Below are 24,149 nucleotides of genomic sequence, written 5' to 3'. Positions count from 1 at the left end.
AATTGAGCCTCCTGCCACCTAAAGAAGAGCCACTGCCCGGTGACTCTTCTTTTTTTTTTCGGGCAATTGGGATCATTGCAGCAGCGGAACTAATGCCGGCCAAATGTTGTCCAGCATAAGGGCCTGAGCCTCAGGGCGAGGATGGATACCATCGGACTGCATTAACTCTGATCGGGTGGCAATCCCACGCAGGATAAAGGGTGCGGTAGCCACTCCATACTCGTTCTTAAGATCGGCAAATAGTTTTTGGAATCTTTCCGTATACAGAGGACCATAGTTCGGCGGCAAACGCATCCTAATAAGTAACACTTTGGCACCGCTTTGCTGAGATTTTTGAATAATTTGGGAAAAGTTTCGTCGCACCTCCGCCAGCGATAACCCTCGTAGACCGTCATTGCCTCCCAACTCGACAACCACGATCTCCGGCTGATGATTATCCAGCAAGATATCAAGGCGAGCCAGTGCGCCGCGGGTGGTTTCTCCGCTAATACTGGCATTGACCACCTGATAAGGGTAGCCTTCACGGGTCAAACGTTCCTGGAGCCGTGTGACCCAACCTTGATTGAGGGGGATACCATAACTGGCACTCAGACTATCTCCCAGGACTACAATGACCGGCTGGAGCGCGGCCCCGGAAGCCATAGATTGGAGCAGTAAACCGACAAGTACACTAAATCGAACTATGGAAAATAATTTCATCATACGCGCAGAACACCTCATCAAACGCGTGGAAAGCCCAGAGAATCTACTGACTATACTGAATGATATCAGCTTTTCCATTGCCCACTCGGAAGCTTTGGCCATTGTTGGGGCCTCCGGCTCCGGCAAATCAACCTTATTAGGGCTGTTGGCCGGCTTGGACACACCAACCTCCGGGCGGGTTATCTTGGATGGCGTCGATCTACAAACTCTGGATGAAGACGGGCGGGCCCGGTTACGCAGCGACCGGGTCGGCTTTGTCTTTCAGAGTTTTCATCTCTTGCCCAATCTCACCGCCCTAGAAAACGTCATGTTGCCTTTGGAGCTCGGGGGTCACTCCCAGCCGCGAGAGGCGGCCCTAGCCGAGCTAGAAGCCGTCGGCCTCGGCCATCGCACGGGCCACTACCCTAATCAACTCTCAGGCGGCGAACAACAACGGGTGGCCATTGCCCGCGCCTTTGCACCCCGTCCCCAGATCCTTTTTGCCGATGAGCCCACTGGAAATTTGGATGGCAAAACAGGTGCCAAAGTGAGCGATCTCCTATTTGCCATGAAGCGAGAATACGGCACTACCTTAGTGCTGGTCACCCATGACAAAACACTCACCAAGCATTGTAATCGCACTTTAGCCCTGGACAGCGGGCGTTTGGTAGCCTCCCCATGATGGACCATAAAAATTCCTTTAACCGACGAGTGCTCTTTACCAGAGTACTGGCAATGCAACTGAGGAGGGCTGGATGAAATCATTGGCATTTTCCCTCACCACCCTGAAGCGGGACTGGCGTTCTGGCGAAATCCGGTTAATCGCAGTTGCCCTGATCATCGCCGTGAGCGCTGTGACTACGGTTAACTTTTTCGTTGAACGGTTACGCCAGGCCATGGAGACAGAGGCCGGGACGGTGCTAGGGGGCGACTTGGTAGTGGAATCCCGCAATCCCCTACCAGAAAATTTCATCACCAAAGCCCATACCGTAGGGCTAGAAACTACCCAGACGGTGTCTTTTCGAAGCATGATACCTGCTGGCGACAGGCTACAACTTACCGAAGTCAAAGCCGTTGAGGAGAACTATCCCCTGCGGGGCCAATTAATGGTGGGAGAAGATCCCTTTGCGCAGCCCACCGAGGCAGACCACCCCCCCACACCGGGAACCGTGTGGCTTGATCCTCAACTTGCGCCCACTCTCGAGCGAACGGTGGGCGACCAGATAACGCTAGGACGGTCAAGCTTAGTCGTGGATAAGCTACTGCTATTGGAACCGGACCGAGGGGGGCAACTGTTTAACATCGCCCCCCGTCTACTGATGAATTTGGAAGATGTGGAGCGTACCGGTTTATTGCAGCCGGGAAGCCAGGCCCGTTATCGTCTGCTACTGGCAGGCCCCCATAAAGAAATTATCTCCTATAAACACTGGGCCAAAAACCACCTCCCAGAAAATAGCCGGGTGATGGGGGTCCGCGATGGACGACCCCAGCTACGGACCGCCCTCCAACGGGCCGACCAATTTCTTACCTTGGCGGCCCTGACCAGCGTTTTTCTCGCCGGCGTCGCCATTGCCATCGCGGCGAGACGATATGCCGATCGCCACCAGGATAATTGTGCCGTCATGCGTTGCTTGGGTGCGACCCAAGGATTAATTATTCAAATTTATGCCTTGACCATGGTTTGGCTTGGACTGGTGACCAGCCTTATCGGCTGTGGGGTGGCCTGGTTAGCCCAATCGGTGCTTGCCCATTTAATGAGTCACCTTTTTCAAAGCGAGCTGCCTCCCGCCTCCCTATGGCCCCTCCTTACCGGTACCTTGACCGGCTTAATTGCCCTCCTCGGCTTTGCCCTACCGCCCCTGATGCGGCTCAAGGATGTGCCTCCTTCTCGGGTGCTGCGCCGGGATACAGGGGCCTCCCATCAGCCCGTGTACACTGTCTATTTGGGCGCGCTTATCGCCATTGCCGCCCTCATCCCGTGGCAATCGGGGGAAATGAGATTAACCCTCTATGTCCTCGGGGGCAGCATCCTCACCGTATTGGTGCTCGCAGCCTGGTCTTGGCTGCTTATCAGCGGGCTAAAATTGCTGCGCTCACGGGTAGGGGTCGCCTGGCGCTATGGCTTTGCCAGCGTAGCACGGCGGGCAGGGAGCAGCACCGTGCAGACCATTGCCTTGGGGCTTGGAATCATGGTGATGTTGTTGTTAACCGTGGTGCGTTCCGATCTGTTAGCAAACTGGCGAGCTAATCTTCCTCCTGATGCTCCCAACCACTTTATGATCAATATCCAGCCAGACCAAGTAGAGGCCGTTCAAACATTCTTTGCCCATCAAGGCCAACCCGTACCCCCGCTCTATCCCAATATCCATGGTCGTTTGGTGGCCATCAACGACACGCCCATAAAGGACAAACACTACAGCAATTCTCGGGCCCGACACCTGGCGAGGCGTGAATTTCACCTTACCTGGGCCCGTGAACTCCAAGCTGACAACCAAATCGTGGCGGGACGCTGGTGGTCCTCCCAAGAATCGGAACCGCCTCAGTTCTCGGTAGAAGCCGATCTTGCCGAAACACTGGGAATCAAACTGGGCGATTCCCTCACTTTCCAGGTCGCCGACCAAAAGGTCATGGCGCCGGTAACCAGCTTACGCGCCATCGAATGGAGTTCATTTAATCCCAATTTTTTTGTGATGGCCTCCCCCGGGCTGCTTAACGATGCGCCTGGTACCTACCTCACCAGCTTTTATTTACCGGAAGAAGATAAACCCCTTCTCATCGCCTTAGTGAAACAATTCCCCAGTGTCACTATCCTTGATGTGGAGGCGTTAATGGGGCAGGTCAGAGCCATCATCGACCGGGTCACCCTCGCGGTTGAATTTATTTTTGCTTTTACTGTAGCCGCAGGAGTAGTGGTGTTGTTTGCCGCCATTCAGTCCACTAATGACGAACGTTTCTATGAAAGTGCGGTGTTTCGAACATTGGGAGCCAGCAGAGGCACCATCATACGCGGCTTAGCGGCAGAGTTTCTCTCCTTGGGAGCCGTGGCGGGAACCGTCGCCGCCATCGGTGCCCTCGCTATTGGATATTTGCTGGCCGAACGGGTATTGCATACCGGTTTTCAGTTCAATGGCTGGTTGCTCGTCCTAGGCTTACTCGCCGGCAGCCTTGGCGTAAGCCTTGCCGGCCTTCTAGGCACCCGTTCGGTGCTTCACGCGCCCCCTTTTCAAACACTGCGGCAGGTGTAAGGAGGCAAAAAATGGACATTAAACCGATCAAGACCGAGGCGGATTACGAAGCGGCCCTAGCGGAGATCGCCCAGCTTATGGATGCTGAAGCTGATACGCCAGAAGGCGATCGGTTGGACCTGCTAACCACCCTGGCCGAGGCATGGGAAGCCAAACACTTCCCGATTGACAAACCGGACCCAATTGAGATGATCAAGCACCGCATGGAAGCTCAGGGTCTTACGCGCCGGGATCTGGAGTCGATGATCGGCAGCCGAAGCCGGGTTTCCGAGGTTCTCTCTCGCCGGCGGCCCCTGTCCCTCAATATGATCCGTCGGCTCAACCGGGACATGAACATTCCTGCCGACCTTTTGATCCAGGCCTATAAGCTGGACAATAAAACTCAATAGTCTCGGGGGATATTACGTCGACTTTATGCCTATCAATTCCATAACTGAGCACATTCGGGCCTATTGGCGGCGGCAGATTATCAATCGTTACCCTATTCCCCCTGCCCTTTGGGAGAAGGTCACAACCCGGCTCCTGCTCCTCCAGGGGCTCACCTTGGCAGAGGCTAATCATCTTCGCGATTTAAGCGCCTTATTTTTGCACTATAAATCCATTGATGGCATCCAGGGTCTCAGGGTCACGGAGGAGATGCGCCTGGTGGTGGCGGCCCAAGCGTCCCTACTGATTCTCTACCTGGATTGGGATGATTACCAAGGTTGGCGCACAGTACTGCTTTATCCAGGGGCATTTATTGCCAAACATGAAGTGCAGGATGAAAACGGCATCGTGCATGCGGTACAGCACCCGCTGATTGGCGAATCCTGTGACCGGGGACCGGTGATCCTCTCGTGGGATGAGGTGGCACACACCCTGACCCCCTCCGAGCAACTGGGTAATGTGGTCATCCACGAGTTCGCCCATCTATTAGACATGGGCAATGGCGTAGCAAATGGTATGCCCCCTTTGCATCAAACCATGAACCGTCGTGCCTGGACTGCTATTTTTTCTCAGGCTTATAAAAGTTTGAACAAATGCTGGGCGGCAGAGGAACCGATCCCTTTAGATCCTTATGCCCTAGAAAGCCCTGCCGAATTTTTCGCTGTGGCCAGCGAGGCCTTTTTTGTCTTCCCCCAGCGGTTGCGAGCTGCCCTTCCCCAAGTTTATCAGCAACTGCAACTTTACTACCGTCAGGACCCGGCTAGCCGCTCTCCTAGCGCTCGGAAAACCTTGTAGGGAATCACTCTTCTTTAGCGCCGAAGGAACCACATACTATGCTTTCTTGGTATTGATGGAAACAGGGGAGGTTAACCCGGTGGATCTAATTTCACTCCTATTACTGCTCCTGGTAGCCAACGGTACCCCCGTGATAACGGCTTTCCTATTGAAAGATCGTTTCAATTGGCCCTTGGATGGCCGTCTTCGGCTTCCAGATGGAAATCCCCTCTTTGGCTCTTCCAAAACCATTCGGGGAATTGCTGCCGCTATTCTGACTACCGCCCTTATCGCCCTGCTATTCGGCTTCTCCTTAATCACTGGCGCTTTGTTTGGCTTTTGGGCCATGGTAGGAGATCTGGTCTCTAGTTTCATCAAGCGACGCTTTGGCCTGCCCGCCGGCGCTAATGTGCCCGGCTTGGACCACATTCCAGAAGCTTTTTTTCCCCTTTGTTTCCTCCGGAGCCAGATGACCATACCCTGGCTAGATCTAGCGGTGATCCTCCTGGCCTTTGCCTTGCTTGATCTCTTCCTATGGTATTTATGGGGCCGGCTTTATCCTCGCTTCCACTCCCGCTAACTTAATCGCAACGAAGCCGGTGCAGGGTAATTTCAGGGGGGCAATTGAGACGAACATCCACTACGCAGACCCCCGAACCCACTGAAGTATAGCCTTGCATCTGATGATAACGCCAAGGCCCGGCGCAGATCCTGCGAGGGCAACGGGCATTGACCATGAGAGGGATACCACCGGGCAAACAGATCTGTCCTCCATGGGTGTGCCCACAGAACATCACATCAAAGCCACAGTGGGCTGCCCGTTTATAAATTTCAGGAGAATGGGCCAACAGAATTCGGGAGGCCGATTCGGGGATCTCGGCACAGGCCTTTTCTAAGTTGTCGGCGCAATAATAATGGGGATCATCAACCCCCGCTAAATAGAGCGCAGCACCGTCCCGCTCAATAGCCACCGCCTCGTTAAGGAGCACCCGCACTCCCATCGCCTCCAAACCCGGAACCATACGGATAGTATCATGGTTGCCGAGTACCCCGTAGATAGGGGCCTTGAGATGGGGGCGCAATTGTTCCACGGCCTCTATCACGGCTTGGTAAGGTCCATAGGTCTTGGCGCGCAAATCCCCGGTGATCACACACAGGTCATACTCTACCTTCTGAACCTGTTCAATCAGAGCATGGGGAAGCTGCCCGTTCATGTCCAGATGCAGATCACTTAAGTGCAAAAGGGTATAACCTTCAAAAGAGGGAGGTAGCCCCTTGAGAGAAATTTCATTATGACGGACCTGAATGGCCAGGGCATTGCGTTTACCCCGCCGGTGGAGGGCCAAACAACGCAAGGTCATCCGAATGAAGGAATGGACAGAATACCAATTCTCAATATGAAAAAAATTACGTCCCTGGGAAAAGACATGGGTTTCATGATCCCCTTCAATACCAAGACGCTGCCTAAGGTGGAGGGGACCCACCCGCCGTTCAAGCTGTTTTAAGACCAGGATCTCCTCCTGCTCCAGAGGAAGGATCTCCTCCGCGGAGGAGACTCCATTTGCCACCACGCCAGCCCAAGCGGGAGGGGCATACTTATAATTCCTGTGTTTCATTGCTTAAATATCCTGGTTAGTCGGCAAGTTGCGCCTGAATGGCCCCCGCTTGAAGCTGTTTAAGGACGCTTAGATCTGAGAAGGGCCCCAGCCCCGTTTCAAGGCGCGCCACTTGGCCCGAAGGGAGAACTCCTTGAAACTGTTGCCTGTGTGAACGTACTAATCCTTGGGAGTCCAGATAACGCACTTCAATGCCAATGTCACGGACCGCTACTGGGGCCCGGTTGGCCACCTCGGCAATGAGATAACCGCGCCGGTCCAATCCAGCACGAACCGCCAGATACTTTTGGGGGTTCTGGGGTAAATCCAACCGGGCTAAAGCACGGCCCGCTTCAAGGCCAAGAGGAGACTGGGAGGCGGCCGCCTGTTGATAATACGCTATAGCGCTTTGCCGATCATTTTGCGCCAAGGTCAGATCCCCCAGGGCTTTGTTGGCCGTCGCCGTGGGCAATAGGGCCAAACTCCGCTGGAGATCCTGACGAGCGCTTTCCAGATCGCCCAGGGCTTTTTTTACCTGGCCCCGTTGGTTATAGAAGTAAAAAAAGCGGTCATTGCGCGCGATAGCCTGGTTATAATCCACCAAGGCCTCTTGGTAGCCTTCTCTAGCCAAATGGACATCACCCCTCAAGGCGTAGAACAGGGCTTCCCGGGGCTCTTCAGCAATGGCCTGCTCCGCCAAAGCCAGTGCTTGTTGAAGGTGGCCTTCCTGGAGTGCTTTACGGCCCTTATCATAAGCCGCATAGGCATTTTCCGCCTGCTTGAGGGGGGCAATCTTCGCCTGGTACTGCGCTACCCCTAACTCCCCCCCAGCAGGTAAAGTACGGGCAATCGCTCGGTTGGCTTCAACCCGCTCCCGGGAAGGGGGATGACTCGCGAATAACCCCAAAAGCCAATTTTCCTGCCGCCCTTCGGAGAGACGAATAAAAATTTCCTGCAGGCTGACCGCAGCCCAGGGATCATAACCGGCACGGGACATATAGCGCATGCCATAAAGATCCGCCTCCCGCTCCGCATCACGACTATATTTCTGGGTGACCAATTGCGCCGCCACCTGGGCCCCGCCCAATACCAGAGGAGCATATTCACCCCCCCCCGCCGTCACTGCTGTGGCTAGCACTGCCCCCTTGAGTAACAAGCTACGCTCCATGCCCTGGGCACCATGGCGGGCCGCGGCATGGACAATCTCATGACCTAACACCGCCGCTAATTCGGCTTCATTATTGAGTTCAGTTAGCAACCCCCGGTTAAGAGCAATCTTACCGCCGGGTAAAGCCCAAGCATTGGGTATAGAATCATTGATCACTGTAAACTCATAAGGCAGGGAGCGATCACTCACTGCCACCAGGCGTTGGCCCACCTGACTCACGTAGGCGGTTAATTCAGGGTCCACCACATAATCACCGCCCTGCATCTGCCGCATCGCCAAATAATTCTCCTCCCCCATCTGCACCTCCTGGGTTTCGGAGACCAATGCCAACTCTCGCTCACCGGTGACAGGATTAACGGCGCAGGCACTGAGCAGTGCGGCAACCAACAGCAGTACAAAGCTTAATCGCCCAGCCATTTTTTTATTTTTTCCTCACCCTTACCCCTCTCAAGGGTGGATATCTCCATCCCTAAAGATAGAGCATCTTTACAGGATCGTCGCCAAATTCTGCTGCAGCTTTTGCCATTCACTCTACGATGCCCATACAGCAACACACAGTCTTCTCAATTCCCAGGAACATCCAAATAAATCAGGGGAGTCCGCCCCGGTAGGCGAAATATTTCCGTCTTTATCCCCTCAAGATGCTGTCCCCGGCACCAGCGCTCCACCAAGGCCACCGCATCATCCATATATCCTAGTGTCTGCCACTGGGGCTCAAATAAAAGGAGATACCGCTGGAATACGGATATATTCCTTCAGCTCAGATAAAATAGATTGCTGCCAAATCTGGTCGACAAAACCGCGGATTTTAGCCGAGTCCATGGATATTAGGGCTCTCTTACCGAAGAATAGGTCTCTGAATTTAGCTTTACTAAAGATAAACTTAGCTTAAAGCATCGGAGGTTTTCTATACGCTCCCTTGCATCGGCGCAGCTTTATGCTGGCGTAAGGCAAGCTGGTAAAGCTCCAGCAATCTGAGGGCACAGGCTTTTGCACTCCAGCTCTTGACATATTCACGGCCCTCCGCACTTAATCGCTGCCGTAATTCTGGATCGCGAAGGACAGTGAGTACCTTGGCCGTAAAGTCCGCCACGTTATCCTCAGCCACCAAAGCGCCTCTCCCAGGTCCCACCACATCCCGGGTTCCCATCACCGCTGTGGAAACCACTGGGATACCTAAGGCCATCGCCTCTAGAAGCACCAACCCCTGAGTCTCGGTACGGGAGGCAAAAACGAAGGCATCACCGGCATGATAGCAATCGGGAAGTTCCGCCTCCCGATCCAAGTATCCGATAAATAGCACATTATCCTTTAAACCTAAGGCGTCAACTTGCTTTTTCAAATGATTAAAGGCCGGCCCTTCTCCCGCAACAATCAGCAAAATCCTTGGCTCCTGCTGCTTGACCTCCTTTGTCACCTCCAGCAAAAAATCAATATTTTTCTCAAACGCCACCCTACCGATATGCACCAGCGTGGGGCGATCCACAGGGATACCGTAGCGTTCCCGAAAGCGGGCGCCCTTTCCCCCCTTGAAACGTTCCAATTCGATACCGGTCGGGACAATGGCCGCCGGGCTTTTTACCCCATAGTTCCGCAAGATCCCCAACATAGCAGTAGAAGGCACCACCAAGGCATCCACGTTATTACATTGGGTATTGGTCAAACGGCGGGCCGCAAAGCGCAGCCAAGCTTTGGGTAAAAATGGAATGTAATGGTAGAGATACTCCTCAAAGAAGGTGTGATAACTTTCTACCCGCGGCAGACCCAAACGCTCGGATAGGGCCACCCCCGCATAATAGGCCACGAAAGGAGTATGGATGTGGATCAAATCAAAACCTTGCTTTGCCAGCTCCGGGGCCAGATTAAGAATATGCCGCCATTTAAGGAACCGATCTTCTGGATCGCGGATCACCGACCGTGCGGGAATCCGAATAAGGTCAGCTTCCGGGGCTTCGTCTAAGCCATAGGCCGGCGCGATCAAGGTGACTTCATGGCCTAGAACTTGGAACTCGTGGCGAAAAGTTTGGATCGAAGTGGAAACACCATTGATCCGAGGAAAGTAAACGTCCGAGATTTTTAAAATGCGCACGGCAGCTCCAAAGTATCAGCTAAACCCAAAACCGGGATGATTACTTGGACCGTCGAACGCTGTCAATCACTTGCATCCACTTGCATCAGCCAGCAAAAGCAAATCGGCGCCCATCCTTAAAACTCATAGCGCAAGGTAGCAAAGAAATTGCGGCCAGGACCCGGTAAACGCTGCCCTCGTGGAACGTCGCTATTCAGCACCCGATTAAAACCCGTTAAGTGATTGATATAAGTTTTATCCAGCAGATTATCGATTCCCGCCGTAAAAGTGATCCCTTGATTAGGAAAGCGATATTGCCCATAGAGGTTAACCAGCACATAGCCTGGAGTGGCTTCATTAGTATTATTAGGATTTTCAGGATCTTGAGTATTCGTATCCGAAATATCTTCCTGGCGATAAACCAACACGCTCTCTACCGTTGCAAACCATCGTGCCTGCTCATGGGTAAGCCCTAAGCGTAAAGTAGCTGGAGCAATGCGATATAGATCATCGTCAATATCCCGCCGCTTACCCCGGACGTAACTGGCCACCCCATCAATTCGCCATTGCGGATGGAAACGATAGCCGAAATCCGCATCCAGGCCATAAAACTCAGCATCCACATTAGCGAACTGCAATGGGGTAGGATCCCCAGCCGCATTGGTACTGACCGCCGTTACCACGGGATCAGTCACGGGAACGCCCTGAATATAATCATCAACCCGGCGGTAATAGGCCTGCGGTGCAAAGTAGAGGGCTTGAGTTCGCCAATCAAAACCAAACTCCAGCTGATGAGAAACTTCTGGATCAAGATCCACTTTGCCGACATAGTTATTGCCATCCCCAAGACCTGCATTGACCTCTAAGGGGATCCAGAGGAAACGTTCGATATAGGAAGGAGAACGCGTTTTGCGAGCCGCGCCAAAGAACCAACGAAGAGCAGAATTCATTTGATAGTCAAGCTTAACCACCCAGTCCACATTATTATCGGTTTGATCCCGATCAGCATTATTAAACCGCTCCCTGAGCATAAATACCGCCCGGGGAGGAGTCCCCATGGGAAACATGCCTGGATTGGCATCCACCAACTGGGCAGGAAAGGCATTGACCTTGTCCGCATCCATTTCCACGCGGCTGTAACGGACCCCAAGCTCCAATCCCCAGTCTTGATAAATTTCCCCAGTCCATTCACTGAAGAACCCGTAAACCCTGGATTGGGCATCATTAAAATTAGTAATAAAGAAGGGGGCAAAATCAGGATCGAAGACGATCGCATTGTGCTCAGCATCATGACCATCGGTACCAATCGCTAAACTTCCCTTCCATACAGGAAAGATAGCCTGAATACCATAACCCATATTTTCACTATCGGCATTGACAAAACGTTTATCGTCGCCGGCACAGAAGGGCACCGGAAGTTGGCAAAATTCAGGGGCCTGGCGAATCTTAAAATTGTTCATTTGGTGGTCCACATTGGAATAATGGAGTCTGGTTTCGAACTGAATATTGTTCCAAAAACCAGTATAGTTCCCTCCCACTCGATCAGTCTCGGTAAAACTAATGTCCAGAGGTAAGGCTGGAGTACCGGTATCGGTAGTATCCAGGCGTTGATAATCAACACCAAATTCATGGTTGCCCACCCGAAAACCATATCCTCCACCATAGGTATTCCGCTCGTACTCAGTGCCCTTGATGGTGCCATCCCCAAATTCGGTATCATCCCCATCATCCCGGCTACCCAGGAAATGTAACCGGTGGCGATCATTGGTCAACGACAGAATACCCCCCAGACCATAACCCTCATCCACAGAATGACCGCTGGCTTCCACATCACCGTGAAATTCAAATTGCTCGCTGGCCGTAAATTGACTGGACTTGGACTCTGCCTCAATGTAACCACCCACTCCAGAACCACTACTTACCGGGGCAATGCCCCGAATGAGCTCTATCGATTCCAGTAAACTGCGGGGTATATAGTGCAATGGCGGATCCATCCAATTAGGGCCACCCGGCACAAGAGGGGTATCATTTAAGCGCACGTTCATTCGGGGCCCAAACATTCCTCGATACTGAGTAATGCCCGTAATAGGACCATTGGCATTGACGCTTGCCCCAGGGACTCGCTTCAGCAGGTCTGCCGCATCAGGAACCGGCGTGGGTTGTTCTTCAGTTTCTATCACTGAGCGGTCAATGGGTTGCCCCACGACTTCCAGCTCTGGCAAGTCTACCTCCTGAGCAAAAAGTGGGGGGACAACGCAAGCAACCACGATAACGGAGATTGGCGTTCGTTTAATCATTCTTCTCCCCTGGTAACCATAATATTAATTTTTTAGTACCTATGAATAAAATATGAGGTGTTTTAGGAGCGAACCGGAGGTGTTCCGCAAACCCGTTTTTCCTCCCTGAAAAAAGGGTTTGATGCGCGCCCTCCCTGGCGCGCCCCCTGAGGGGCCTCCTCCGGATGTCCCGATTCGCTCCCGGAATACTTCAAAACTTTCACTGAGGTACTTATTTAGCATAAATTTTACGTTAGCAAAATTTATGCTAAATACTTTTCCCAAGAATAAACATATAGTTAATAGATAAACCTAGGGGGGATCAATGACGAAATTGCGGCATTTCCCTTAATATTTGCCCACCCTTACCTTTTTTCTTCCGCCAACCGTAATCCCTTAGGCACCACGACCCGATCCACCCCCTCAAATAGCCCTTGAACCAAGAGGGCCAGCCCGGCTGCGGGAATCGCACCTTCCAAAATCAGGCCTACATCATCCAAGCGAATCCCGCTCAGTATCGGTTGACCATAGCCTCCCGCACCGATTAAAGCTCCCAGGGTCGCCGTCCCCACATTAATCACTGCCGAGGTTTTAATCCCTGCCAAAATAGCGCGAGAGGCCATCGGCAATTCCACCAAGCGCAGTCTAGCCGCTACTGAGAGCCCTAGCGCTGCTCCCGATTCCAACAGCTGAGGGGGAATATCCCGCAATCCGGTATAAGTATTACGAAGGATAGGCAATAAGCTATAAAGAAATAAGGCCACCATCGCGGGGGGTCCGCCGATACCCAGGAGAGGGATCATAAAAACCAATAAGGCAAGGGAGGGAATGGTCTGAATGATCCCCGCAATACTCAAAATAATTTGCCCCAGATGAGGCCGATAGGCAGCAATAACTCCCAGAGGGATGGCGACGATAATGGCACTTAGCAGGGAAACGCTTACCAAGGCCAAATGTTCTTTGGTGTGGCGATAAAAGCGTTGCCAGACAGTAACAGGGGTGCTCTGAGGGTGATAACCCAATGTCTGTTCTAGAAAATTACCAGCTACCTGGGAATCGGGGATTCGCTCCAATTTAGCCTGGGCATTCAAAGCGACCATCGTCACCGAGTCGAGATGTCCTTCTAGGGTTCGCAAGGCAACCACCGCCTCTGGCGCTTGTTTTAAAAGTTCACTTCGATAAAGGAATAGGGCTTTATAGTCGGGAAAGTAATGGCGATCATCCTCCAACACCCGCAATCCGTAGTATTGGATCTCCGCATCGGTAGAGTAGAGATCAATCACCTGCACAGACCCCTGCTCTAGTCCTCGATAAGCCAGATCGTGATCTAACCCACTGACTTGGCGCTGAGGCAACCCGTAGTGGGCGCGTAAGCCCGGCCACCCATCAGCCCGGGCCATGAACTCATTGCTAAACCCCAATACCAATTCTGGATGCTGAAGCAAATCCGAAATCTTGTGGATATTGAGTTTTTGGGCAACCTTCTCTTTCATCCCCAAGGCGTAGCTATTATTGAAACCCAAGGGGCGGCTCATCTCAATTTCCCGGGCGGCCAAAAGACGGCGCAGCTCGGATTCTTCGGTGACCTGCTGGGCAAAGATTTCATGGTAAAGGGTGCCCGTATACTCAGGATAAATATCGATTTCGCCTGTCAGCAAGGCGTTCCACAGGACGCGGGAACCGCCTAGCTCCCGACGATGGATAGCCCTGGTGCCAACACTCCGCACCAACTGGGTGGCCAACTCACCCAGGATAACGGACTCCGTGAACTTCTTGGACCCTACCGTTACCGTCGTATCGGCTAAGCATCCAGAAAACATCATCCACAAAACCAAAGCTAGGCCGGTATTACTTAGGGTGTGATTTTTCATAAACTTCCAGTGGCGAACGCTGAGCCTGAATAAAACGTTCCACAAAGGGAGTCTCCGGCCTTTCCACAAAATCCTGAATTTTCCCTTGCTGAACGATCGTTCCTTCCTGTAGCAAGACGATGTGATCACCAAAATAGGCGGCCTCTCCCATATCGTGGGTGACCATCACTACAGTTTTACCCAAAGACCTAAAAACATTTTTTAGCTCAGACTGCAACTCATAGCGGTTCAGGGGATCTAACGCGCCGAGGGGTTCATCCAACAATAACAGGTCTGGATCGAGCATCAAGGCACGCATCAAAGCCACCCGTTGCCGTTGTCCACCGGACAACTGGGTGGGGTACCGGTCGAGGGCCTCACTTGGAAAACGGGTCAATATGACCAATTCCCCGAGCCGTTGTTGTATCCGGACCTTATCCCACCCCAGATGATCAGCCACCAAAGTGATATTGCCTTGAGCCGTGAAGTGGGGGAATAATCCTCCTTCTTGAATCACGTACCCCATCTCCCGCCGTTGCTCTAGAATATTGGCCGCAGTCAGTAAGGTCCCCCCAAAACGGATGCTTCCGGTATCTGGCTGGATGAGCCCTATCATCAACCGAAGCAAGGTGGACTTGCCACAACCGCTAGGACCAATTAAAACCGTAGTCCGGCCCGGGGAGATAGAGAGATCCGTAGCATGTAAAGCAATGGCACCACCATAGCGTTTAGAAACTGCTTCCAGTTCTAGCATATCCTTGCACTCCGGAATCCAGGGGAGCAGACACTAAAATTCTAGTTCTAAATATGGCGCTACCCCTCGCAAACATAATAATTGGCACTCGGCCATGAGATGAACAAAATATGACCCATCTGATTCTTAAGCAGGACGAGTTATCCCTAAAATGGGTGATTTGACTTAATTCCTTGCGGCAAATGGCCAAATTTAAGGCCCCGCCTATTCCCAGAGTTGAAGTTCCTCACTTTTCCGTTTATTTTGCTGCTTGTGAGTTTTCTAGATCCCCTTTTTACTACCTCTTTCACCTTTGCGCTCCTGCTGGGCCTGCTTAGTGGGCTGCACTGTGTGGCCATGTGCGGCGCCATCATCGGTACCCTCACCTTAAGTCTACCCCGGGAAATCCGTAGCCAAAAAAAGCGACTGGTACCTTTTATCTTTGCCTATAACCTCGGTCGGGTCGTGAGTTATATCACGATGGGATTCATCATGGGGTTGCTGGTAGGGTTACTAGGCTCCACGAACCATCCTGTCGTATTGGGGGTCTCAGGACATGATATATTGCAAGCGACTTCGGCCCTGATCATGCTAAGCACGGGACTGTATATCGCGAATTGGTTCCCCCGCTTCGCTGTGGTAGAGCGGATAGGGATCCCTCTATGGCGCAGGCTAGAGCCCCTGGGGCGACGACTCATTCCTGTCCGCACCCGGAAACAAGCCTTTGTATTTGGTGTCATTTGGGGCTGGTTACCCTGCGGCTTAGTCTATAATGCGGTGGCAGTAGCTGCCACCACGGGCAGCGGGACCCGGAGCGCCTTGACCATGCTCGCCTTTGGTATTGGCACTCTACCCACGGTGATGAGTACAGGCATTTTTACCGCCTGGATGGCTCACCTGGCCACCCTAAATGGCTTGCGTCGCCTGGCCGGTTTGGTGATCATTGCTATGGCTGCGATTAGCTTGCTTGCTATTGGGTCCTATTAGGGCTAATACAGTCAAAGAAAATAGGGTAATATACGTTTTAAGTGACCAATAACTAAACTAATAAGCAGGTGATGGGATGGATGGGTTTGATTCATTGATTGGCAAAGCGCCGGCTTTTGAGTCCCTCTTGCGCAGTGCGCGCATGGTGGCAGCTACAGAAGTGACCGTGCTCATTATGGGAGAGACGGGAACGGGCAAAGAGTTGATGGCGGAAGCCATTCATGCGGAGAGTCGACGGGCAAACAAACCATTTGCGGCCATCAACTGCGCTGCCCTCCCAGAAAGTTTGGCTGAATCGGAACTTTTCGGCCATCGGCGTGGTGCTTTCTCTGGAGCCACCCATGATCACTTGGGGCGTTTCCGAGCTGCGGAAGGGGGTACTGTATTCCTGGATGAGGTCAATGAACTCTCCCCTGGGATTCAAGCCAAATTACTCCGCTTCTTAGAATCCGGAGAATGCCAAGCCGTCGGGGATACGCGCATCCATCATTGTGATGTGCGGGTGATCGCGGCCACCAATTGCGATCTCAATCAATATATTAAGCAAGGACGTTTTCGACAAGACCTTTATTACCGCCTCCATGTGGTACCCCTAGAACTCCCCCCTCTGCGGCAGCGGGGGAGAGATATCAACCAACTGCTAAAGCATTTTTGTGCTTGTTTTGCCCAGACCCATGGGCTCGTGCCACCGACTTTTAATTCAGCGGCCCTACGGGCGCTCAACACCTATCCTTGGCCTGGCAACGTGCGGGAACTGCGCAACTTTTGTGAGCGAATGGTGGTGCTGTTACCCGGACAAACCATTACTCCCCAGAACCTACCATTTGATGTTCGCGGTGGTTTGAATCTACCCACAGAAAAGGAAACCCAGCCGCTAATTACACTGCCAGAAAGCGGTCTAGAATTAGAGCGGGTGGAAATGGAGCTCATTCATCAGGCTATCGCCAGGGCTCAAGGTAATCGCTCTAAAGCCGCGCGACTGTTAGGCATTAGCCGTGATACACTGTGCTACCGGATGCAGAAATACGCCATTTAAACCCACTCAATCAACGCAACGCCAAAGGTGGTTGCAGTGCGGTGCTATACGGATTCGCCCTTTTAGCGCACCTGCAATCACGCTGAACCTGTTGCTTTGGCCTTTCTATTTTTTTGTTTAGATGAATAGCACTGAACAGCAACAGCCTCTGAGTATCATTAAACTCGCTGATCGCCAGATTACTCTTTTAGGTACCGCCCATGTCTCACGAGCTAGCGCTGAACACGTCAAGGCATTGCTCGCAACCGGGGACTATGACGCGGTAGCGGTCGAACTCTGCCCTAGCCGCTACCATGCCCTCATCAACCCCGATGCCCTCTCTCGCATGGACCTGTTTGAAGTTCTGCGCAAAGGCAAGGCTGCGATGGTGACCGCAAGCCTCGCCCTTGCGGCTTATCAACAGCGGATAGCAGAGCAGTTTGGTATTGAACCCGGCGCTGAAATGCGCGCAGCTGTCGATTCGGCTCATAACGCTAAACTTCCCGTTGTCCTGATCGACCGAGAAGTAGGTACCACCTTAAAACGCATCTATCGTAATGTCCCCTGGTGGCAACGCTTTAGCTTGATCTCCGGTCTCTTTGCTAGCCTCGTGTCGCGGGATACGGTCAGTGAAGAAGAAGTGGAACGCCTCAAGGAAGGGGATGTCCTGGAAACAACCTTCTCCCAGTTTGCTGCAGAAGCCCGCCCCCTCTATACCCCGCTTATCGACGAACGGGATCGCTATATGGCTGCCCGCCTCCGGGAAGAAGTCACCCATGGCGAGTACCACCACCTCTTGGGGGTCATCGGGGCAGGACATCTCCGGGGCGTGACCCGTTACTTAGAGCAAGACAGCGCCCCGGCGAAAGAAATTATCACCGAACTGGAGCAGGTCCCCTCCCCGAGCCGTTGGCCCAGGCTCATTCCCTGGTTGATTGTGGCCCTGATCCTGACTGGCTTTATCTTTGGTTTTTACCGGAGTTCCGAGCTGGGCTGGCAATTAGTTATCGACTGGATCGTGATTAACGGTGGCTTAGCTGCCCTGGGCGCCCTGTTGGCTAGAGCCCATCCTTTAACCGTTGTGGGCGCGTTCTTTGCTGCGCCATTGACTTCCCTTAACCCCACCATTGGGGCAGGCATGGTTACCGCCGCGATTGAAACCTTCCTGCGCCGGCCTACTGTAGGAGATTTCAGCCGCCTGCGGCAGGATACGATCCATCTTAAGGGTTGGTGGCACAATCGAGTCACCCGCATCCTATTGGTATTCTTACTGAGCACCTTAGGCAGCGCCATAGGGACTTATGCGGCCGGTTTCAAAATCATCGATCGCTTGGCAGGAGCGTAATTCCCGTCCCCATAGATTCCCTGTGCAAGCCAAGCAAAATCCCTTAATCCCCTCTGAATTAAAAAACCTCTAGGTGCGGGCCTTGCTACTCGGCAGCCGAGGGGAATTTCCCGCACTTTAACTTGTCTCACTGAGGGTCTATGGGGCAAAATATGCGGTTATTCTGCATATTTTATATTTTCTGCTAGAAATCCATGAAACCTAGTGCTGGACGGACTGCGTTACCCATCTTCTTCGCTTTGTGTAACAGGGATCGTGGGTTCGAATTCTGGCAACCTGTCTTTTGGAGCAAATAAATGCGATTAATCTCTCAGCTTAGCCTAGGTCTTCTATTGGTTTTACTGACCATGTCTTCCCATGCCGAAGAAAGCGTATGGGACAAAGCTCAGGTCTCTTATTTTGGTCCCTCCAACATCACTGTCTATCGCAGCCCTACCTGTGGCTGTTGTAAGAAGTGGGTCGAGCACCTGGAAAAACACCGCTTCACCGTCAAAGACATTACCACCAACAATATGCAAACCCTGAAGCAGCAGTATGGTGTTCCCCGTGATCTGGCCTCCTGCCATACCGCCATTATTGATGGTTATGTGATTGAAGGTCATGTCCCCGCTGACGATATCAAACGCCTACTCATAGAGAAGCCCGAGATAGCCGGCTTGACAGTGCCTGCTATGCCGGTAGGCACACCGGGCATGGAGATGGGGGGAAGAAAAGATCCCTTTTATGTCCTTCAATTTAATAAAGAAGGTCAGTCAAAACCATTTAATGCCTATCGAGACTATTAAGTCTTAAACCTACTTCTGAAAAAAGGATGACTCTTAGGGGCAACGGACTGCCGCCTTAACTGGAGTAATAAAAAACTCTTGAACAGGCTCTCGTAGCACTCGCGATCACCTCATTTCAGCCTTCTAAAAACTGCTAGTGATGTGGCAAGGGTTTTCCGGATCCAGAATCATCTGAAAAGACACTAAGACTGCCTATACTCCTTCGCTGGCAGCTGCAAAAAATAACCTTTCTCCTTGAGCATCCGCATCACCTCTTGGGTATTGGCCTGGGCCAGGGAAACCTCAGGCCGCAGTTCCAATCCCATGACAAATTCTAACTTCCCTAGCATTTCCAGTAATTTTTCGGGGACACGAGAGAAGTCATCTTTAGCTTCCACATATAAATAACCGTCGTTCTTTTTACGGCTTCGGTAGACGGCACAGGGCTGGGCCGATTCCTCTCCTGTCCTGTCTTCTTTTCCCTCTTCCATCCACGCCCGGGTTTCAGGAAAAAAGTAGGCCAGACCTTCCAACACCCCGGCGCTGTAATAACCATTGAGCCCCATAAAACTGCCGCGGGCGAGGTAAAGCTGCTGGCGATATTCTGGCGGGAGGCGGCGGAGGGTTTCCTGGCGCACTTCCTCCTGGGCATTGCGCACTAAAATAGCTTGGAGACCACTGGTTAACACTTCCAGATCATTGCCGCTATCCCCGGCGAAAACGGTATGCTTTTTATCAACGTGTTTTTGTTCCATCAGGAAATGAATGGCATGGAGTTTATTGGCACACTTTGGCAAGACATCGAGCAAACCGACCTGAGCAGTTTCATCCACACTCCAAATAAAAGAAGCTTGGATTCCCTGGGCTTTTAACCGCCGTTCCAGCTGTGGAATCAAGATTTCCCGGTCCAGATCCGGAGAGGCATAGTAGCTGAGCTTAAACTGAGTTTGTTTTTCCGGTTCCTGCAGCCGCAGGGACTTGATATCGGCAAACAATTTTGCCAGATTGGTCTGGGTCATTCCCCCCCAGTCCCTTCCAATCTCTTGCCTCCACTGTTCCCAGACATGCCATTGATTATCCCCAATTTCGTAAATTGTGGTTCCCACATCACCAATGGCATAGTCAGGAAAGGGAAGGTCATATTCCTCAATGGCGCTTTGGATCAGGGCCTTGTGGCGACCACTGACATAGACCAGGGTGATTTCTGGACGCTGGGCCAAACGTCGCAGCCGAGGCCGTGCTTGAGAGGACTCGGGTTGGTGGCCATTGGGAAGTAGGGTTCGATCCAGATCAGAACAAAGCAGGATTTTTCGTTTCACAACCATTCTCTAAATTAAGTTTGAAAACTTTGGTGACTTTTCTCCTGAATGTCAATGCGTTCATATTCGGCAATCACTTGAGCGCCGAACAAGACAATAATGGCTGCCGCTTCTAGACTCAACAGGATCATCACCGCCGTGGCAAATGATCCATAAATGATATTCACAAAGGACAGGGTTGAGAAATACCACACTAGGACCTGCCGGGTAATTTCCCATAGTAGGGTCGCCACCACCCCGCCAAACAGAGCATGACTGAACACAATCCGACCCAAAGGCATGACCAAATAAAGGGAGGTCAGCAACACAATTTCACCGAGCAGGCCCAATACATAAATTCCAACGGTATAGTAACCACCGAAGACATTGCCTAATAAGGTTACAGAACGTTCATCTAAGGTATGTAAACCGCTGCTCACCAGAGTCACCACAAACAACCCCAACCCCAAAAGGAATAGATAGCAATAGGGAAGGATAGCGGAGACCAGGAAATGGCGACGATGAAGCGCAACGCGATGAAAGAAGATGATAGACATGGCATTTTCCAGCACCGTAAATGCCATTGAACTGAAAAACAGCAGGACTAAAAAACCTACTATTCCAATTATCTTCCAATCTTCTAGAAACCCTGCAATCTGCTCGGTGAGAGCCTCCGCCTGCCCTGGGGCCAGTAACGCCAGATAGTCATTGGTGGTTTCCAGTAATTGATCCGCATCAACGACCTGGGAAAGCCCCACCAAAATCAGGGCAAACATGGGGACCACCGATAACAAAGTGTAATAAGCGATGGCCCCAGCCAATAATAGCCCCTGGTTAGCCCGAAATCCCGCGACCACCTGCAACAGGAAACGCAGCGGCTGTTCTAGAACAAATTCGGCTCGGGTTGAAAGATGCCTCATACCCTCTCAGTCCACAAATTTAAACGACAGTTCCCTCCTTAATCGCCCCTAAGTGCGAACAAGAATGGCCTCCCTTGAGGTCTCTAGGCGCTTAGGGATTAAAGAGCCCATCTTGAGCTTCAACCTTTTTGGTTCTATACTGCTAGTTTCGGGGCACTTGAATGAGTTTATTTATTTAAAAACCAAACACTTAGGATAGAAAAACAATGGCCCATAAAAAACTTTTTCATATCGGTTCTTATCTCGCGCTATTTTCCCTATCTTTAGCAATAACAACCTCGGCTTATGCCTATGGAGGTGGCCGCGCCCCATCCCAATCAAGCTGCAAACCGGCCCGCTTTTCCGAAGAAAATCCTGCCCCTAAGGCGGTTATTCCAGAATTATCCAATTTTTCCTTTGTCGCCAGTTCGGATGCTCGGGAATCAAGCATAGCGGTTGAAATTCGTGATCAAAAAGGTGTACTAACCATCACCGAGCAGCCCAATGGAAGCTATCTAGTGGAAGGACATCTTCCCGAGCCTATTACCGAAAAACGATATGCAAGGATTGATATCTTTGCAGAAACTGCCTCGGGATGCCCATCTCATCACCATTACCTGGTAAAAATCGAACCCCCCTCGCAACCAGAAGCAGCGCCAGAAGCAGAATAAATCTTCGTCGTCACGGTCAGGAACAGTAAAAGCCAATTAATAAGGGAATATTAACGCTCAGAAAAATAGATACTGTCCTTGATAGTGTTGGATACCATTTGCAGATGGGAACCGTTAATTTCCCGGTGACGGCGAACTTGCAAATAAACGGTTTTTTCACCGCTGCCGGGACTCAACTCAAATTGGGGGGTTAAAACAAAAGTTTCCCATGGGGCGTCCCGAAAGTCTGGAAACTGGCTGGCACGATACTGGGTAGGCTTGCCTTCCACGCTGAAAGAAAGCCTGACCTTCCGTCTTTGGGTCAGGGGCGCCCCCCGGTTAATAGCCAGGGCCTTAACTTGGAGCTCTACTGCGGCGGGAGGTTCCCCTTTAGCTTGAGGTGGGACCTGACAGGTGGGACCGCTACCGCCCGGTGCTAGGGATACGACCATGACCCGATTTAACGTTTGCCTGCCGACAATGCGTTGTTCTCCCCTAAACCCAGATTTGGACACGGTAAGAATAAGGGGCACCGGTTGCAGTTCGTGGAATAACACCTGACCCTTTTTATCTGTCAGGAAGGCACCAAATTGCTGTGGATTTGGCGAGGTTCCAAGACAAACCGCCGCTTCTTCCAGGGGAGTTTTTTTATCTTCCTCCACAACCTGAATTTGGAGGTTAGCTGCCCACAGGTTGCCCACAAACACTCCCGGCGTGCTTAATAGCAAGAGTGCCCTTGCAAAGAATTTGACGCCTTCTAAAAAATTTATTGGAAACTTCAACATCGGTTTCACCTCGTCCCAATTAGCTTAGCCTGAGCCAGAGCACCTTCATTTATTGGCAGGGGGATCCCCCTTCCCTGCCGATAAGGCCCATGAAGGAATCTTAGTAAAACTCGTGGAGGTCTTCTCCTTAAATCCCTCGGACGTTTTAACCAGGAACAGGGCGGCAATTTGCTCCCGCTCGGCCAACAGAAACCCTTGTTCTGGCCCAAGCACCATCAGGGCCGTGGCTAAAGCGTCAGCGCGCATCGCAGTAGCGCTTAATACTGTTACTGAAGCGAGCTTATGGGTAATGGGCCAACCCGTTCGAGGATCAAGAGTATGGGAATAACGTTTTCCCTCTCGCTCGAAGTAGTTGCGGTAATCCCCTGATGTGGCTACCGCACCGGAGTCCAACGCAAGGATGCGCTGCACGCTACGTTCCCCGGCCACTGGCCGTTCAATGGCGATTCGCCAGGGGCCTCCCTGGGGGCCATACCCCTGGATTCGCTCTTCCCCGCCAATATCGACGAGGTAATTGTCAATCCCTTGGGTTTCCAGCAATTCCGCTATCCGGTCCACCCCATATCCCTTGGCAATAGCCGAGAGATCCACATAAATATCTCCCCGCTCTTTTCTTATCGCCGGAGGTAAACGCCGTACCTGCAGCCGCTTAAAATTGACCCTTTCTCTTACGGCCTCCACCTGCTGCCTAGGGGGCAAATCATCGGCATACCGGGAAGGTCCAAAACCCCATAGGTTGACCAGCGGCCCTACCGTCACATCAAAGGCGCCTTCACTCAGTTTGCTAATCCGTTGGGCCTCTTCCAAAACTTTGACTAGCTCTGGAGCCACGGCTATCCAGTCAGTGCGCCTACTGCGATTAAAGCGGGATAGTTCCGAATCCTCTTGGTAAGTGGACATCAATCCATTGACCTCTTCTAGCAACTGGGCAATGTGACGATCCAAGCTTTCAGGGTCGATCCCAGCAGGGAGATCAACAATTTTGACCGAATACCCGGTGCCCATGGTCGCCCCGGTTAGCCAGGTCAAACGGTCCTCAGCTGACTCCAGGCAAGCGGTCAAGAGAAGGCAGAGCAGGAGGCCCAGAAGGCCTACCCTGCTAAACGGAAGAGGAAGCGGCTTCAAAATCCAACGCACAAGAATTAATACAATAACGCTGCCCCGTGGGATCGGGACCATCACCAAAAACATGCCCCAGGTGGGCATCGCAGCGGGCACACCTGACCTCAACCCGATGCATACCATGGCTGTTATCTGAACGCAGCTCTAGCGCCTGCTCCCGGATGGGATTCCAAAAACTCGGCCAACCGGTTCCGGATTCGTATTTTTGCGCCGAACTAAATAAGGGGTGACCACAGCAAATACAGCAATAAGTCCCCTCCGCCTGGTGATGGTAATACTTTCCACTAAAAGCCGGTTCGGTCCCCGCCTCCCGAGTGACATGATATTGCTCCGGCGTCAACCGCGCTTTCCACTCTTGTTCGGATTTATGGATCTTGTTCTCCATCGAGCCCTCCTCTCTAGGCTTGGTATCCTATTAAAATTTTGTTAATAAAAAATTATAGTCTTCTCATTTTATCTATAATCAGC

23 protein-coding genes are annotated in these 24,149 nt (G+C 52.0%); 10 read left to right on the top strand and 13 right to left on the bottom strand.

What is annotated here, in order from left to right:
- Window positions 1–72: 72 nt before the first annotated feature.
- Window positions 73–702 (bottom strand): arylesterase, encoded by a 630-nt coding sequence (locus E3U44_RS10075; protein ID WP_240761371.1) that lies wholly within the window; start codon window positions 700–702, stop codon window positions 73–75.
- Here E3U44_RS10075 and E3U44_RS10070 point away from each other — a divergent pair.
- From E3U44_RS10070 to E3U44_RS10050, 5 genes are all read left to right on the top strand, one after another.
- Window positions 683–1,363: an ABC transporter ATP-binding protein gene (locus E3U44_RS10070; RefSeq protein ID WP_134358007.1), complete on the top strand. Its 681-nt coding sequence runs from the start codon at window positions 683–685 to the stop codon at window positions 1,361–1,363. The two genes, E3U44_RS10075 and E3U44_RS10070, sit on opposite strands and share 20 nt — an antisense overlap.
- Before the next feature lie 73 nt (window positions 1,364–1,436).
- Complete coding sequence (locus E3U44_RS10065; RefSeq protein WP_134358006.1) at window positions 1,437–3,926, top strand: ABC transporter permease; 2,490 nt, start codon at window positions 1,437–1,439, stop codon at window positions 3,924–3,926.
- 11 nt (window positions 3,927–3,937) lie between these two features.
- Window positions 3,938–4,315 carry a helix-turn-helix domain-containing protein gene (locus tag E3U44_RS10060; protein WP_134358005.1) on the top strand — a complete coding sequence of 126 codons (378 nt, stop codon included), beginning with the start codon at window positions 3,938–3,940 and terminating at the stop codon, window positions 4,313–4,315.
- 25 nt (window positions 4,316–4,340) lie between these two features.
- A complete protein-coding gene (locus E3U44_RS10055; RefSeq protein ID WP_134358004.1) occupies window positions 4,341–5,147 on the top strand; it encodes a M90 family metallopeptidase in 807 nt (268 codons plus the stop codon).
- A 79-nt stretch (window positions 5,148–5,226) separates the two neighbouring features.
- Complete coding sequence (locus E3U44_RS10050; RefSeq protein ID WP_134358003.1) at window positions 5,227–5,706, top strand: CDP-archaeol synthase; 480 nt, start codon at window positions 5,227–5,229, stop codon at window positions 5,704–5,706.
- A gap of 1 nt (window position 5,707) precedes the next feature.
- Here the strand turns inward: E3U44_RS10050 and E3U44_RS10045 are convergent, their stop codons facing one another.
- From E3U44_RS10045 to E3U44_RS10020, 7 genes are all read right to left on the bottom strand, one after another.
- The gene (locus tag E3U44_RS10045; RefSeq protein WP_206054752.1) at window positions 5,708–6,742 is read right to left on the bottom strand and encodes a metallophosphoesterase; all 1,035 of its coding nucleotides are present in this window, start codon (window positions 6,740–6,742) and stop codon (window positions 5,708–5,710) included.
- Window positions 6,743–6,758: 16 nt separating this feature from the next.
- On the bottom strand, window positions 6,759–8,306 hold the full coding sequence (locus tag E3U44_RS10040; protein ID WP_134358002.1) for a M48 family metalloprotease: 1,548 nt from the start codon (window positions 8,304–8,306) through the stop codon (window positions 6,759–6,761).
- A gap of 146 nt (window positions 8,307–8,452) precedes the next feature.
- Window positions 8,453–8,578, bottom strand: coding sequence for a hypothetical protein (locus tag E3U44_RS20360; protein WP_276321930.1), 126 nt, complete (start codon window positions 8,576–8,578; stop codon window positions 8,453–8,455).
- Window positions 8,579–8,796: 218 nt separating this feature from the next.
- Entirely contained in the window at window positions 8,797–9,978 is a 1,182-nt protein-coding gene (locus E3U44_RS10035; RefSeq protein ID WP_134358001.1) for a glycosyltransferase, read from the bottom strand.
- A gap of 116 nt (window positions 9,979–10,094) precedes the next feature.
- Window positions 10,095–12,254, bottom strand: coding sequence for a TonB-dependent receptor (locus tag E3U44_RS10030; RefSeq protein ID WP_134358000.1), 2,160 nt, complete (start codon window positions 12,252–12,254; stop codon window positions 10,095–10,097).
- 344 nt (window positions 12,255–12,598) lie between these two features.
- A complete protein-coding gene (locus tag E3U44_RS10025; protein WP_134357999.1) occupies window positions 12,599–14,104 on the bottom strand; it encodes an ABC transporter permease/substrate-binding protein in 1,506 nt (501 codons plus the stop codon).
- The gene (locus tag E3U44_RS10020; protein ID WP_134357998.1) at window positions 14,082–14,837 is read right to left on the bottom strand and encodes an ATP-binding cassette domain-containing protein; all 756 of its coding nucleotides are present in this window, start codon (window positions 14,835–14,837) and stop codon (window positions 14,082–14,084) included. The genes E3U44_RS10025 and E3U44_RS10020 overlap by 23 nt, the downstream gene beginning before the upstream one ends.
- 252 nt (window positions 14,838–15,089) lie before the next feature.
- On the opposite strand from E3U44_RS10020, the gene E3U44_RS10015 reads away from it, so the two are divergent.
- The 4 genes from E3U44_RS10015 (at window position 15,090) to E3U44_RS10000 (ending at window position 18,948) form a co-directional block, all read left to right on the top strand.
- A complete protein-coding gene (locus E3U44_RS10015; protein ID WP_134357997.1) occupies window positions 15,090–15,803 on the top strand; it encodes a sulfite exporter TauE/SafE family protein in 714 nt (237 codons plus the stop codon).
- A 76-nt stretch (window positions 15,804–15,879) separates the two neighbouring features.
- Window positions 15,880–16,839 carry a sigma-54 interaction domain-containing protein gene (locus E3U44_RS10010; protein ID WP_134357996.1) on the top strand — a complete coding sequence of 320 codons (960 nt, stop codon included), beginning with the start codon at window positions 15,880–15,882 and terminating at the stop codon, window positions 16,837–16,839.
- 121 nt (window positions 16,840–16,960) lie between these two features.
- Window positions 16,961–18,163, top strand: coding sequence for a TraB/GumN family protein (locus tag E3U44_RS10005; RefSeq protein WP_134357995.1), 1,203 nt, complete (start codon window positions 16,961–16,963; stop codon window positions 18,161–18,163).
- A 296-nt stretch (window positions 18,164–18,459) separates the two neighbouring features.
- Entirely contained in the window at window positions 18,460–18,948 is a 489-nt protein-coding gene (locus E3U44_RS10000; protein ID WP_134357994.1) for a DUF411 domain-containing protein, read from the top strand.
- Window positions 18,949–19,130: 182 nt separating this feature from the next.
- Here the strand turns inward: E3U44_RS10000 and E3U44_RS09995 are convergent, their stop codons facing one another.
- Window positions 19,131–20,246 (bottom strand): YcgL domain-containing protein, encoded by a 1,116-nt coding sequence (locus tag E3U44_RS09995; RefSeq protein WP_134357993.1) that lies wholly within the window; start codon window positions 20,244–20,246, stop codon window positions 19,131–19,133.
- 14 nt (window positions 20,247–20,260) lie between these two features.
- Window positions 20,261–21,145 (bottom strand): YihY/virulence factor BrkB family protein, encoded by an 885-nt coding sequence (locus E3U44_RS09990; protein ID WP_134357992.1) that lies wholly within the window; start codon window positions 21,143–21,145, stop codon window positions 20,261–20,263.
- A gap of 206 nt (window positions 21,146–21,351) precedes the next feature.
- On the opposite strand from E3U44_RS09990, the gene E3U44_RS09985 reads away from it, so the two are divergent.
- On the top strand, window positions 21,352–21,795 hold the full coding sequence (locus E3U44_RS09985; RefSeq protein WP_134357991.1) for a hypothetical protein: 444 nt from the start codon (window positions 21,352–21,354) through the stop codon (window positions 21,793–21,795).
- A 50-nt stretch (window positions 21,796–21,845) separates the two neighbouring features.
- Here the strand turns inward: E3U44_RS09985 and E3U44_RS09980 are convergent, their stop codons facing one another.
- From E3U44_RS09980 to msrB, 3 genes are all read right to left on the bottom strand, one after another.
- A complete protein-coding gene (locus tag E3U44_RS09980) occupies window positions 21,846–22,559 on the bottom strand; it encodes a carboxypeptidase regulatory-like domain-containing protein (RefSeq protein ID WP_134357990.1) in 714 nt (237 codons plus the stop codon).
- A gap of 45 nt (window positions 22,560–22,604) precedes the next feature.
- The gene (locus tag E3U44_RS09975) at window positions 22,605–23,588 is read right to left on the bottom strand and encodes an FAD:protein FMN transferase (RefSeq protein WP_240761370.1); all 984 of its coding nucleotides are present in this window, start codon (window positions 23,586–23,588) and stop codon (window positions 22,605–22,607) included.
- Between the two features lie 70 nt (window positions 23,589–23,658).
- A complete protein-coding gene (gene msrB, locus E3U44_RS09970) occupies window positions 23,659–24,066 on the bottom strand; it encodes a peptide-methionine (R)-S-oxide reductase MsrB (RefSeq protein ID WP_134357988.1) in 408 nt (135 codons plus the stop codon).
- Between the last annotated feature and the right edge of the window lie 83 nt (window positions 24,067–24,149).

This window comes from Nitrosococcus wardiae, assembly GCF_004421105.1.
Taxonomy (GTDB): Bacteria; Pseudomonadota; Gammaproteobacteria; order Nitrosococcales; family Nitrosococcaceae; genus Nitrosococcus; species Nitrosococcus wardiae.
This window is presented reverse-complemented; position numbering and strand designations above follow the sequence as displayed.